General features: G+C 38.9%; 12 protein-coding genes. 2 read left to right on the plus strand and 10 right to left on the minus strand.

Annotation, left to right across the window (positions count from 1 at the left end; translation table 11 throughout):
- Positions 1-221: 221 nt before the first annotated feature.
- The 7 genes from copB to IGJ99_RS09460 form a co-directional block, all read right to left on the minus strand.
- The gene (copB, locus tag IGJ99_RS09430) at positions 222-2,387 is read right to left on the minus strand and encodes a copper/silver-translocating P-type ATPase CopB (RefSeq protein ID WP_438770788.1); all 2,166 of its coding nucleotides are present in this window, start codon (positions 2,385-2,387) and stop codon (positions 222-224) included.
- Between the two features lie 25 nt (positions 2,388-2,412).
- Positions 2,413-4,596: a heavy metal translocating P-type ATPase gene (locus IGJ99_RS09435; protein WP_438770789.1), complete on the minus strand. Its 2,184-nt coding sequence runs from the start codon at positions 4,594-4,596 to the stop codon at positions 2,413-2,415.
- On the minus strand, positions 4,597-4,806 hold the full coding sequence (gene copZ, locus IGJ99_RS09440) for a copper chaperone CopZ (protein ID WP_010734989.1): 210 nt from the start codon (positions 4,804-4,806) through the stop codon (positions 4,597-4,599).
- A 13-nt stretch (positions 4,807-4,819) separates the two neighbouring features.
- Positions 4,820-5,260, minus strand: coding sequence for a CopY/TcrY family copper transport repressor (locus tag IGJ99_RS09445; protein WP_010734988.1), 441 nt, complete (start codon positions 5,258-5,260; stop codon positions 4,820-4,822).
- A 75-nt stretch (positions 5,261-5,335) separates the two neighbouring features.
- Complete coding sequence (locus tag IGJ99_RS09450) at positions 5,336-5,869, minus strand: topology modulation protein (protein ID WP_062804945.1); 534 nt, start codon at positions 5,867-5,869, stop codon at positions 5,336-5,338.
- Positions 5,870-5,972: 103 nt separating this feature from the next.
- On the minus strand, positions 5,973-7,436 hold the full coding sequence (locus IGJ99_RS09455; protein WP_010734986.1) for an APC family permease: 1,464 nt from the start codon (positions 7,434-7,436) through the stop codon (positions 5,973-5,975).
- A gap of 298 nt (positions 7,437-7,734) precedes the next feature.
- Positions 7,735-9,816, minus strand: a complete 2,082-nt coding sequence (locus IGJ99_RS09460; RefSeq protein WP_438770790.1) for a heavy metal translocating P-type ATPase — start codon at positions 9,814-9,816, stop codon at positions 7,735-7,737.
- 207 nt (positions 9,817-10,023) lie between these two features.
- On the opposite strand from IGJ99_RS09460, the gene IGJ99_RS09465 reads away from it, so the two are divergent.
- A complete protein-coding gene (locus IGJ99_RS09465) occupies positions 10,024-11,202 on the plus strand; it encodes a hypothetical protein (RefSeq protein ID WP_137072589.1) in 1,179 nt (392 codons plus the stop codon).
- A 110-nt stretch (positions 11,203-11,312) separates the two neighbouring features.
- Positions 11,313-12,605, plus strand: coding sequence for a hypothetical protein (locus IGJ99_RS09470; protein ID WP_010734983.1), 1,293 nt, complete (start codon positions 11,313-11,315; stop codon positions 12,603-12,605).
- A 71-nt stretch (positions 12,606-12,676) separates the two neighbouring features.
- On the opposite strand, the gene IGJ99_RS09475 is transcribed toward IGJ99_RS09470, so the two are convergent.
- The 3 genes from IGJ99_RS09475 to IGJ99_RS09485 all read right to left on the minus strand — a co-directional run bounded on the left by IGJ99_RS09475 (position 12,677) and on the right by IGJ99_RS09485 (position 14,047).
- Positions 12,677-13,036: a YccF domain-containing protein gene (locus tag IGJ99_RS09475; RefSeq protein ID WP_010734982.1), complete on the minus strand. Its 360-nt coding sequence runs from the start codon at positions 13,034-13,036 to the stop codon at positions 12,677-12,679.
- 33 nt (positions 13,037-13,069) lie between these two features.
- A complete protein-coding gene (locus tag IGJ99_RS09480) occupies positions 13,070-13,327 on the minus strand; it encodes a hypothetical protein (RefSeq protein WP_438748337.1) in 258 nt (85 codons plus the stop codon).
- A gap of 84 nt (positions 13,328-13,411) precedes the next feature.
- Positions 13,412-14,047, minus strand: a complete 636-nt coding sequence (locus tag IGJ99_RS09485; RefSeq protein WP_104776392.1) for an SGNH/GDSL hydrolase family protein — start codon at positions 14,045-14,047, stop codon at positions 13,412-13,414.
- Positions 14,048-14,084: the final 37 nt, after the last annotated feature.

Here is a 14,084-nt window from a genome sequence, read left to right on the forward strand (position 1 = left end):
ACGACAAAAAAGAAGTGAGCCCTTCGTTCTCTCCCACCACCTAAAACCGGATAAACAACAGGAACAGAAGTAACTTCTTCGGAAATAAGACGCCAGCCACAAAAATTTGAAAAACAATTTTCGTGGCTGGCGCCTTATTTCTTGAGACTGAACACTTCTGTCCCGACCGCATTGACATATTCATATTCACTCTTTATTCAATAATTATTTACTAAAAATGATCATTCTTTGATCTTCAACGTCAACGCATTCAGTGCTACAACTACGGTACTCAATGACATCAAGACAGCTCCAATCGCTGGGCTTAACAAAATCCCGATCGGTGCAAGAATCCCTGCTGCTAAAGGAATGGCAAGAATGTTGTAACCAGCTCCCCACCATAGGTTTTGGATCATTTTCTTTCTCGTTTGTTTGGCTAGATCTAAGAAATGCAAGATATCTTTTGGATCACTGTTGATCAAAACTACATCCGCTGAGTCGATCGCAATATCGGTTCCTGCCCCAATCGCCATCCCGATCGTCGCACGTGCTAAACTTGGGGCGTCGTTGATTCCGTCACCGACCATGATGACTTTTTTCCCTTGTTCCTGATAACGTTTGACGATATCTTCCTTGTCATTTGGTAAAAGTCCGCCATAATACTCTTCAATACCTAAGTATTGTGCGACCACTTCTGCTGCATGTGGATTGTCACCAGTCAACATAACCGGAGTGATATTTCTTTCTTTGAGACTTTGAATAAAGGTTTTTGCTTCTGCTTTGATGATGTCGCCTAAAGCCACTAATCCCACTAAACGATCATCGATCAATAGAAAACTGACAGTATTCCCTTGTTCTTCGTAAGGAGTTAATCGCTCCTTTGCAATTTCAAGTCCTAAACGTTTGATTTCTTTTTCGTTGACTACTTTTACATTCTTATCTGCTACTGTGCCAGTTAAGCCAACCCCTGAAAGATTTTTTTGATTCTCTGCTTGATAAGGAGAAATATTTTGTTCCTTCAAATAACGCATGATCCCAATGGCTAAAGGATGATTGGCGTTCGCTTCTAAGGCACCTAGATATTTCAATAGTTCTTCTTGAGGATAATCATCGTCTAAGCTTTCGATACCAGTGACGGTGAACTTTCCTTCCGTCAACGTACCTGTTTTATCCAGCATGATGACATCTAACTCATTGGCTTGTTCTAAGGCGCGACGACTTTTGAGCAACAACCCATTTTTAGCAGCAATCGATGTCGAACGTGCAACAACTAAAGGAATCGCCAAACCTAACGCATGAGGACAGGCAATAATGAAGACGGTGACCATCCGTTCTAAAGCAGTTGGTAAATCGGTTAAAAAGAGCCACACAACAAATGCCAATAGACCGGCGATCAACGCGACATAAAACAACCATTTGGCTACTTTGTCAGACAAAGATTCTAGTTTTGACTTTTCACCTTGTGCTTGACGGACCATATCCATGACTTTTGCTAAATAGCTATTTTCACCAGTTCCAGTCACTTCGATCTCAATAGTACCGTCTCCATTGATCGAACCACCGATCACTGGATCAGATGTTTGCTTTTTGACCCCTTTGGATTCGCCAGTTACGGCAGATTCGTCCACGATCGTTTCACCTTTCAGGATCTTCCCATCCGTTGGCATTTTATCTCCTGCTCGAACGACTAAATGATCGCCCTCTTTGACCTCTTTTAAAGAAATTGTCTCTTCTGTCCCATCTGTTCGTAATCGTTTGACCGTTTCCGGTAATAATTCTGCTAATTTCTGTAACGCATTACTTGCATTAGAAACGGCACTCATTTCGATCCAGTGCCCTAATAGCATGATGACGATCAACGTCGCCAATTCCCAGAAGAAGTCCATCACATGAGTATGGGGATTGATGAGATTTGCGATAAAAGAATAGACACTATAAACATAGGCGACACTGATCCCCATAGCAATCAAGGTCATCATTGCTGGACTTTTTTGTTTCAATTCCATTTTAGCGCCACTTAAAAAGGGTTGTCCGCCATAGATGAACAAGATGGTCGCCAGGATCAAGACGAGCCAATCAGAGCCAGGGAAAGTCACTTGAAAGGGGAATTCCATGCCCATCATGGGAGAAAACAAGATGATCGGAATCGCTAGCAACAAGGACAACCAAAATTTTTGTTTAAAATTCCCCATGTGCATCGAATGATCCATCCCGCCGCTCATATGGTCATGATGATCCATTGAACTGTGGTCCATTGAGTGATGCTCATGTGCCATGCTCTCGTGGTTCATTTTTGTATGGTCCATACTCGTATGATCCATTTTATGGTGTATCATGTTCGTTTGTTGCTTCATTTCATCATGATGATGCTCGTGCATCGTTTGTTTTTTTTGCTCGTTCATTTTCATTCTGTCCTTTCCTTTGTTGAACCGTTTATTTCTTCATTTTTTGGTTTAGACTTAATGAATTGAGTAACACACTGATTGAGCTGAAGGCCATCGCTCCTCCGGCAATGATTGGATTCAATAAGCCAAACGCAGCAAATGGAATGCCAATCGTGTTATAAATAAATGCCCAAAATAAGTTTTGTTTGATTTTTTTCAAGGTCACACTTGAAAGTTCGATCGTTTGTCCAATCGACGAGAGTTGACTATTCATTAACGTTACATCTGCTGTTTCCATAGCGATATCGGTGCCATTCCCCATGGCGATACCGACATTTGCTAAAGCCAAGGCGGGGGCATCATTGATACCATCACCGACCATCCCCACTTGTTTTCCTTCTTTTTGCAATTTTTCGACATATCCTGCTTTTTCATCAGGTAATACTTCAGCAAAGATGTGTTCTTTTGGAATACCAACTTCTTGTCCAATCGTCGTTGCAACTGATTGATTGTCCCCTGTGACCATATAAACTGCCAATCCTTGGGCTTGTAATTGTTGGATTGCTGATCTTGCGTGTTCTTTGATCTGATCAGCCACAGCGATCATCCCCAATACCTGTCTGTCATCTGCAAGAAACATCACGGTTTTTCCTTGTCGTTCTAATTGTAACGCTTGTTCTTGATACGCTTCAAATGAAACGTTCAGCTCCACTAGTCGTTTTCTCGTACCAATAAAATAAGATTTTCCATCTATTACCCCACTGATCCCAGCACCCGGATGTGCTTTTGCTTGAACCACAGGCAAAGTCGCGATCGCCTGTTCTTTTCCATAAGTCACAATGGCTTTGCCTAAAGGATGCTCTGAGCCTTGCTCTAATGTGGTGGCGATCGTTAACACTTCTTCGTCACCAATAACGTCTGTGACCACTGGTTTACCTTGTGTGATCGTACCAGTTTTATCTAAAAGGATCGTGTCTAGATGTGTTGCAGCTTCTAATGCCTCGCCGCCTTTGATCAAAATACCCTTTCGTGCGCCTAATCCTGTACCAACCATGATAGCAGTTGGTGTCGCTAGTCCTAACGCACAAGGACAAGCAATAACCAACACTGAAACACTATGGATCACTGCCAGTTCCCAGTTGCCACTGATGAGTCTAGTGACTATTAAGGTAAAGAAAGCAATGACTAAAACGATAGGAACAAAAATACCAGAAATCTTATCAGCAATTTTTTGGATCGGTGCTTTACTTCCTTGGGCATCTTCCACCATTTGGATGATTTGTGAGAGGACAGTTCCTTTTCCTACTTGGGTCACCGTCATTTCAAGAATCCCTGTGGAATTAATGGTTCCGCCGAAGAGTAGATCCCCCGTTTTTTTCTCAACTGGCACACTTTCTCCAGTCAACATTCCTTCATCGATCGCACTATCTCCTTTGATGACTTTCCCATCTGTTGGGATTTGTTCTCCCGGTCGGATGAGTAAAATATCCCCAATCTCTACTTCCTCGATTGGTATGGTCTTTTCTTCACCATTTTTTATGACCTGTGCTGTTTTTTTCTGAAGAGACATCAACTGCTTGATGGCATCGCCGGTTTTACTTTTGGCTGTGTGTTCCAAATATTTTCCTAACAAAATCAGTGTGATGATCATATTGCTACTTTCAAAATATAAGTCCGATGAATGTGTACTGAAAAAACCATTGTATACACTAAGCGCAAATGCGGCGGTCGTACCGATTGCCACTAACACATCCATATTGGGTGCGTTTGTTTTGATGGCATGATACGCTCCTTCATAAAAGCGCCAACCAATATAAAACTGGACAGGGGTTGCTAAAATCAGTTGGACCCATGGATCATGGAAAAAATGGACAAGCGTTCCGTGAAAGCCTAACATCATTGCAATCATCGCGATCATCATAGGAAGCGTCAAGATAGCACCTATGATGACATCTCGCTTCATCTTTGTTAAATAAGTTTGCTTTTCTTCTGCAATTTTTTGCTTATGGGCCTCATCATATAAAATCGCACCATAACCAATGGTTTCAACACTCTGGATCAGTTCTTCAATTGATACTTCCTGATAATTGATCGTCGCTTTTTCTGTTGCCAGATTAACAGTCGCAGATAATACACCGGGCTGTTCATTCAACTCTTTTTCGATTCGTGCAGCACAATTGGCACAAGTCATTCCAGTAATCACGAGTGTGTCTTTTTTAGCTGGATACTCCATTTAAATCACCTCTGCTTGATAGCCTAAATCATTGATTGCTTGACATATCGTAGATGGTTGGATCACTGTTTCATCTAATGACACAGTTCCGATCTCTTTTTTTAAGTTGACATTAATTTTTTTTACACCCGGTAGCGCATTGACCGTTTCTTCCACTCTTGCAACGCAATGTTTACAGCTCATTCCTTTGATCGTTACTTTTGTTTTCATCCCTGTTTTCCTCCTAGTTGTTTTGATGGCAATGACATTGTCCTGGAATGCAATTGCACTGGATATCTGTTACTGGCTCTTTTTTCTTTAGTTCTGCCATGATTTGGTCAATATCTGCATGTGTTAAAGTTGCTTCTGAGACAAGATCTGCAATCGTCTCGCCGATTTTCTTCGCACAAATATGTGAGAATAAATTTTCAGCAGCACTTTGCACAGTGTCCGTTTCAGACACCGCTGGGTGATAAATAAATTTTTTCCCTTCTTGTTCTGTCCAAATCGCTTCTTTTTTGACAAGTCGTCCTAATAACGTTTTGACTGTTGCTGCTTTCCAGCCCATTGATTCAGAAAGGATCTGTGTGATTTCCTGAGCTGTGGTGTCTCCTAATGTCCAGACGACACGCATGATTTCCCATTCTGAGTCACTGATTTTGATTGGCTTTTTCACTTCTTCCATACGTATCACTCTCCTCTTCGTTTACAAATGTAAACTTGAATTCTAAATACAGATTACACTTGTAAACGAAACGTGTCAACTACTTTTACTTCGCCATTGCTCTAGAAATTTTTTTTGCTGTCGTGAACCATTCAAAATGACTAATTTTCCTTCTGCTCCTTGTTCATAGATTTTTTTGATTGCTAAGGGTTCCCTTTCTTTCTTGAAACGCCAAACAAAAAGTAAAAAGTCCAAATATTCTTTGTCGAATTTTTCTATAAATTCTTCTGGAACATCTGGACGGGTACTTTTATCTAATTTTCGTTTAATCGAACGTTTGACCACACGATACATCGCGATGTGTCTCGGCAAGCGAAGTAACAGGATCAAGTCAGCTTGTTCAATTCGATCTTTTGCAATCGATAGATAATTCCCTTCGATGATCCAATCCTTGTTCTCAGCCATAAATTTTTCCTGTTCTTTTAACAACCATTGCTTAGCTGCTTTTCCATAGTCCGTTGTTAGCCACAAACGATCCAGTGCTAAAAGAGGGCTTCCTGACGTTGCTTGTAAGCTTCTTGCAAGTGTGGACTTACCTGCACCCGACTGTCCAATAATCATTATTTTCATTTTTGTCCTCCTTCGAATGGTCATCTTTTTATTTTACCTCTTATTCTTAATAACGCAAAAAAAGACCGAACCAATCGTTGGACTGATTCGGTCAAATCTTATTTTAAAGTTGAGAAACTGGTTCTTTCAATGGATTTTTCTTATTATCACGACGCGCGATTGCTGGTAAGATCATACCTAGTAAAATCAAAATGATCGGTGTGACGATGTTTGAGATCAATTGGAACCACCAAGCTTGTGGATCAGCAGCGTATTCCACTTTTGGTACCATTCCCAAAATACATGCAAACGCAGTGAAAGCAAAACACCAAGCACCAAAGATGAATCCAACTTTAGGATTTTTCACGAACTTATATTCTGACGTGAATTTTTTGTATGCTTTGTTCAACATCATATAGGCTAGGAATACCCATAAGTAACGCATTGGCATAACGACTGAATTTAAGTTCGTCAACCATTTAACTAATTCATTCATATCTTTGATACCAATAATCGGTAATAGAATGATGATACCGACTAAGATACCAGTTAACATGTAACCATTGACCAACGTTCCTTTACGGTTACGTTTACGTAACCAACTTGGTACAAATTCTGGATCTGCATCGGCTAACAAGATCTTCAATGGCGCATCAATAGAAAATGCCAAGGCAGAAATTTGACCGACCATATTCGTCAATGCATAGATGATCATCAATGCATTACCGATACCATAATAGTTACCTAAGATTTGGAAGGCACTGTACGCACCGTTTGCCATTAAATCTTTCGGAATATTGTCACTTGCAAATAACATACCCATTGCCACTGAACCTAAAACAGCACAGATACCGACCATTGCTGCTAAAAAGATCATCCCTTTTGGAAATTCTTTTGCCGGGTTACGTGTAGAATTAACATAAGGAGAGATTTTCTCAGCGCCTCCTACAGCAAAGACTAACATTGAAACAGTCGTAAAGTAACTAAAGTCAAACTTAGGAATGTACGTTTTGACTTGGTTCATATTTGCTGTCGCAAATTCCATCGTTGGATTGATGAATGGCGCAGTAACAGCAAGTAAAATGAATAATAATGACATGACGAACATCGCTGTACCTGCTAAACCACCGATAACTTTTAACGTTGATAAGCCTTTTGTTGATAGATACAAGAAAGCTAAGAAAATGATCAAGGAGATCACTGCGACCATTTGGACAGACATCGTATTGACGATATCGCCATTTCCTTGAACTGCCCAACCAGCTGCAATCAAAATCGCTTGTGGTTTTTGTGCTAAGTATGGAATATGCACGACCCAATATGTCCAGGCAGCATAATAAGCTAAGCGTTTATTCGAAGTAGTATTTTCTACCCAAGAACTAACGCCCCCTTTACTATCTTTGAATGCTGATCCTAATTGACCGACGATCAGTGCATAGGGGATAAAATAAATAGCTAGGATCAATAACCATGAAGTGATTACTGAGATTCCTTGTTGCGCGTAGTTATTGACGACATTCCCCATACCCCAGACCATGTTGAATGCAATCAACGCTACTGTAAACCAGCGCAGTTGTTTTTCGTTCATCTGATTTCTCCTTTATAAATATTTAATAATTATTCATTGACTATCATATTCAATTTTCATAATGTTTACAACACTTCGTTATTTTATTTGTGGATTATTTTAGGTAAAACACATTGTTTTTACATTTATTTTTCATTTTACCCTCTAACACCTAATCTAAAGGCGCACAAACAAGAAGTATTTTCTAACTATTTTGGAATTTTCAGAACAATTAAAATCTTCCAGTTATTTTAATCACAGAAAAACCACAGTCCTCAAATAAATGATTTCTGTGGTTTAACGGTGCTTTTTTGACTGTTTATTTGACTTTTTTGACAGATAGCCCACGCATGGCGTTTAAAACTGCTATCAGGGTCACACCCACATCGGCAAAGACTGCATTTCCCATAGAAGCAAAGCCAATAGCTCCGAGAACCAATACGATTACTTTTACTCCGATAGCAAACGCAATATTTTGCTTGACGATTTTCAACGTTTTTCTTGAAATTTCAATCGCCTCCGCAAGTTTTGATGGCTCATCGTTCATGATGACGACGTCGGCTGCTTCAATGGCTACATCACTGCCTAAACCACCCATGGCGATTCCCACATCTGCTCGAGCTAATACCGGTGCATCATTGATCCCGTCTCCGACAAAGGCAGTTTTCTGAGTCGTTTCGCTCATCAATGCTTCTAATTTTTCTACCTTATCTTCTGGAAGCAGTTCACTATAGACTGTATCGACTCCGACCTCTTTTGCGACTTGTTCCGCAATCTTTTGGGCATCACCTGTCAACATCACTGTCTTTTTGACGCCGACTTTTTTCAATGTCTCGATAGCAAATGTTGCATCTGGTTTGATCGTATCCGCAATAACTAAATAGCCCATGAGCTGACTGTCGATCGCTAAATAGATCAATGTTCCTATTTCATGATTCTCTGGTTGCTCGACTCCATAGCGAGCCAATAATTTTTGATTTCCGACAAGTACCTCTTGTCCCTTGACCTGGGCGTTGATTCCTTCTCCAGCGATTTCTGCAGGTTCTTCAATTTCATATAACGGGCCACTGTAGGTATCCATGACCGCCTTGGCGATTGGATGTGTCGATACATTTTCTAGACTCGCCACATATTTCATAAATGCTTTCTCGTCAATGGTAGAAACAACTTTTTGTACGGCAAAATCACCCTTGGTCAGGGTACCTGTTTTGTCAAATACTACTGTTTCTGTACGAGCTAAAAGTTCTAGATAATTTCCACCTTTGACAAGTATCCCCCGTTTACTAGCTCCACCGATTCCTCCGAAAAAGCTAAGTGGAACAGAAATGACCAATGCACATGGACAAGAGATCACTAGGAATGTCAATGCTCGATAAATCCATTCAGAAAAATCTCCTCCATAAAGTAAGGGTGGGACAGTTGCTAAAAGAACAGCTAACGCAACGACGATCGGCGTATAGTAACGAGCAAACTTAGTGATGAATTTTTCAGCAGGTGCCTTTTTACTGCTTGCTGTCTCCACTAGTTCTAATAATTTGCTGATGGTCGAATTTTCATAGTTCTTTTTAACTTCGATGGTTAGAGGATGGGTCTTATTGATAAAACCACTTAATACATTTTCACCATTCATCACTTCTTTAGGCAATGATTCTCCTGTTAATGCAGATGTATCTACGAGGGATTGTCCCTTCAAAATCGTTCCATCCAAAGGAATTCTTTCACCTGGTTTGACCATGACCGACTCACCGATCTGCACTTCTTCTGGTTGCTTATTTACCAAGCCGCTTTCAGTGATCACATGAGCAACTTCCGGTCGGATCGCCATCAACTCACGAATGGACCGACGAGACTGATCGACCGCAAAATGTTGGAAATACTCACCGATTTGATAAAACAACATGACAGCAACTGCTTCTGGATATTCACCGATCATCATTGCACCAATCGTTGCAATCGACATTAAAAAATTTTCATCAAACACTTGTCCTTTACGAATATTGACAACCGCTTGCTTGATCACATCAAAGCCGATAAGAACAAAAATGGCGAAAAAAGTAACGAAACGAATTGGCTCAGCAGGCTTCCATAAAAACAATAAAAGTAAACTAAGTGACGCTATGATGATACGTAACAACGCTGTTTTATTTTCTTTTTCTTGTTCATGATTTTCACTTATCTGGTTTTTCACTTCGATTACTTTGACCTCTGGTTCTAATTGATGGATTTCTTCTGTTACTTGCTTTTCAATCGCTTCAATGACCGCTTTATCTGCATCGATCATCATTTTTCCAGTCGCAAAATTGACTGATGCTTCTTTTACGCCAGGTATTGCTTGTACTTTTTTTTCGATTTTCATCGCACAATTTGCGCAATCTAAACCTTCTAATTGATAACTTTTCATTTCAAGTCCCTCCTTACCAAACATATGACTATCTATTCATAAGTCATTATACATGAATGGTTATTCATATGTCAAATCATAGTAATAACAGATCATGATTAAAGTATCGTTCGGGAGAATCATTATTTCTGCAAGGTGTAAAAGAAGTTTCTTATGTAAAAGTGACGAATGATAAACTTTTACATAAGACACTAAAGGAGGAAATACATGATTGATTTCAACGATCAATACCATATACTAGCTATGGCTTTGCGACTAGGAAAAGCTACCAACTTCAAAGCAGTCGGAAAGAAAGGAAAAGAAAATTATCAATTTTTATTTTCAAAATTGATAAAAATGATCGAAAATGATCAAGATTCATTTTTTATTGAAACAGTCAAAAAAAATGACTTGATACACTCTCTTGAACATACAATTGACTATTACGATGCCAAAAAAAGAGAAGACATTCAGCACATCATGGAAAACTTAAAAGAGGATGACCCAACTAGCTTTGTCATCATTCCCTCTTACTCTACTACTATAAGATTATTTCATGATCACATATATAGCTTGATCATTCACAAAAATAAGGACTACATTGTTACTAAGATCAATAAATTAGAGTCAATGACTACGAACTTCCAGCTTAAAATTGATGAAAAAAATTTAAATAAGCTTAGCGATATTCTTTATTATTCTAAGTTTGAGTATCGAAAGACGAGAATATCTGTTGATATATTCTCAAAACTAAAAAAAATAGCTGTTGAAAAACCCTCTGCTTTACATGTGGAAATGCGTGGTTATCCAGGCATTACAAATTGCCCGATACTTGAACCGTTAACAGCATTAAAATGGACTGTCTACAATTGCAATAAGCCAATTTCGTCTGCCGAAATCAAGGAGAAGAAAGTGATCAATCCAAAACTATGGCCTTCAAAGGAGCTTCGGATGCGATTTTATCAAACGTTTTTAACCGATAATGAGCAACATAATCAACAATTTTCTATATTATGGCATTATTACACCATGCGAAAAGCAGAAACTCAATTAGTTGATAAAGAATACAAAGGAAAAATCCGCTATCTTTCTATTAAATATTTAAATAAAGTCTTAAATGATCCAGCCGTTCCAATAGAATTTAAGAGAAATCAAACAAATGAAGCCAGTCAACAAAATTATAAAGTATTTCATTCAAGGTCAAAAAAATTGGAAACATTGCACACAAAAATAAGTCATATAACCAATAAAAAGAACATAACAACTGATAAATCTCAACATAAAAACAATGAGAATTCTCAATATTTTAGACCAAGTAATAGTATTGCTTCTACTTCATCAGATAACGTTACCTCCATTAGTTTTCTCTCAAAAAAAGAGCGCCAAGTCTGTTCAATACAAAGATAACTGTTTTCCTACGAAATTGAGATAAAGCGAAAAACAGTTGCCAAGTAAATTTATCCTATCCTTTCTATGGTGGGACTATTGCACGAAAATAAAAAATAAGGAGAGTTATTATGCTTGATTTTGATGGACAATACCACCAATTGGCACTTGCTTTAAGATTAGGAAATGCGGCGGCATTTGAAGTTGTCGGTTCAGGCGGAAGAAAAAATTATCAATTTTTATTTTCAAGATTTATCAAAATGATTGAAAATGATGTTGCTGGTACCTTGATCAATGAAAGTCAAAAAAATCAAGTGATCCAGTCTTTAAGAAATACGATCGTCTACTACGATATGAAAAAACCGACTGAACTGGAAGAGAAAATCAGACATTTAAAAAAAGATGACCCAGCCAGTTTTATGATTTTTCCAGCTTATTCAGTGACCCCTGACTCTTATCATAATCATATTTATGGCTTAGTAATTTATAAGCAAGATAATGACTATCTTGTCGCGAAATTAGATAAATATGAGACAAATAAAAAGATGGGGAATCATTTGCTAAAAATCCCAGCGGATCAGTTGGGGAAATTAAGTAAAATACTATTTGCGACAAAGCTTGAACACCACAGTGAGTCTAAGATCAACCTCATCAATGAAATCACCAGACTCTCAGATAAGCCTGCAAAAAACCTTAATTTTGAAATGAGAGGGTATGCAATGATTCCCAACTGCCCGATTTTAGAACCGCTTGTCACTTTCCGAAGTGTTCTTCATAATTGTCAGGAAGCTATTTTTACTCCACCATTGATTGAAGATAAAGTGAAACCTAAATTCTGCTCATCGTTTGCGTTTCGTGAGCGGTTCTTTCAGACTTTTTTAGGTGAAAATTTAAAACACGATCAAAAATTTTTTCAATTATGGAAACATTACGAACAGCGAAAAAAAATCACTGGTCTAAAAGAAACTATCTCCAGAGATGAATTCGTTGATATTTCGGATGATTTCGTAAAGAAAGTCTACGAAGATCCTAAAACACCTAAAAAATTTGTCAAAAATCAATCCGTCGAGGTTGCACCTTATTATTATCATGTTTTTTATGATGATTCCAGGCGATTGAAACCATTGGATGCTCACATCAACGCAATCATCGATGGAACGGATCAACCATTAAAAGAGGGATTTCGCCAAAAAGTAAAAGTTAAGAGCCAGCGGTTTGGGGGAACAGTCAAAACAGTCAAAGATAGGATTTTTTCTGATAGACAGACCTCTAAAAGTAACACCACAGACGTGACACTTCCAACTTCTCCAACACAAACGTCCTTTACACAAGCGAATTTTAATCATCGCGTAGTAGACGCAACCAACAAATCGAATTTTTTGAGTAAGCAAATACCTAAAAAACATACAGATATCACTCGCTAAGTGTAAAAAAAGTAACTCTTTGGACAGACAACCAACTGTGCAAGAGAGTTACTTTTATATTTAGTGACTATTTAAACGATTTCTGCCCCAAATGGCATCAACGCTAGGCGTGCTAGTTTGAAGGATTGCTTTGCGAAAGGAATACCAATGATCGTGATACAAAGTAAAATCCCACTGATGACATGACCTAAAGCAATCGGCAAACCTGACACGATCAACCAAATGATATTGACGATCAAAGACACGCCATTGTTTGTATAAATGACTTCTTTTCCAAAGGGTGCAAACGATAAAGAAGCTAGTTTGAAACATTGTAGCCCGACCGGAATACCAACAATTGTGATACACCATAATACACCTGCTACCGCCCAACTCAGTCCTCCGAGTAAGCCACCAAAAATAAACCAAATAATATTTCCAATACAACTCATTGTTTCTTTCTCCATTCTAATAAGAGTCTTACGTTAAAAACCATTGAAATCGACTCTCTTGATTTTACGTTTTTTTGCTTCTAGTAACCACTGCTCCATAAACTGAGCGGCTACTGTTCTTTCTTGATCGACTGCCACAAAAAACGTTTGAAGCAGTTCACCTGATTGCTGATCTGCTTCAGTCGTTTCGATTTGTCTCGCTTGTCCAAAAGCGAAAATCATTTGTTTTTCTGCGTCATCATGTGCTGCTATAAACGATATATTCAATGGATCGTTTATATCTGGCAGCATTAGTTACTCCAAGAAATCGATTTTCTTGTTGCCTGATCAACCTATTGATCATCGGTAGATCTGCTTCGGTTGCTGGGCGAATGATCATTCAAACCACTCTTTTCTTTTTTTGACCGTTTCTATCCAAATATTGGCAATCGTTTCATGACCCAGTAGTGTCGGATGGACACCATCATCCCCTGTATATTTCTCATAGCCATATGAGATGCCTAAAGAATTCAACGTTCCATCTAACGGGACAAAAACTGCTTGATATTCTTTTGCTAGTTGACGAATCAAGTGGATCTTTGGATCAAGATCACTACGCCAACTTCTCCGATCGTCAGGCTCTGGCAAAACAAATGGTTCCATCAAGACGATTTTTTTGATGCCACTTTCCACTAAACGATCAAGTAAATACCGATAATCGGCTTCAAAACGCTCAAAAGATTCTTTTGTCGCAAATGCTGCAGGCTCGCCTACATTGTGCCATGTATCATTGATACCAATCAAAATCGAGACCATATCAGGTTTCAAATCGATGCAGTCTGCTTGCCAGCGCTTCTTTAGGTCTGCTAACTTATTTCCGCCGATTCCGCGATTGACGAATGTCCACGTGTTTTCTGGATCACTCGCAGCCAATTTTGCCGCTGTTAACAGTGCATAGCCCTGACCGAGATCGTCAGTTCCTCTACCCGCATCTGTGATACTATCTCCAATGAATAAAAGTCGTTGTTCCATCACACACCCTACTTTCCTTGCCACTTTTACGTTATTA

It is taken from the genome of Enterococcus sp. AZ095b (assembly GCF_051714725.1).
Classification (GTDB): domain Bacteria; phylum Bacillota; class Bacilli; order Lactobacillales; family Enterococcaceae; genus Enterococcus_B; species Enterococcus_B pernyi.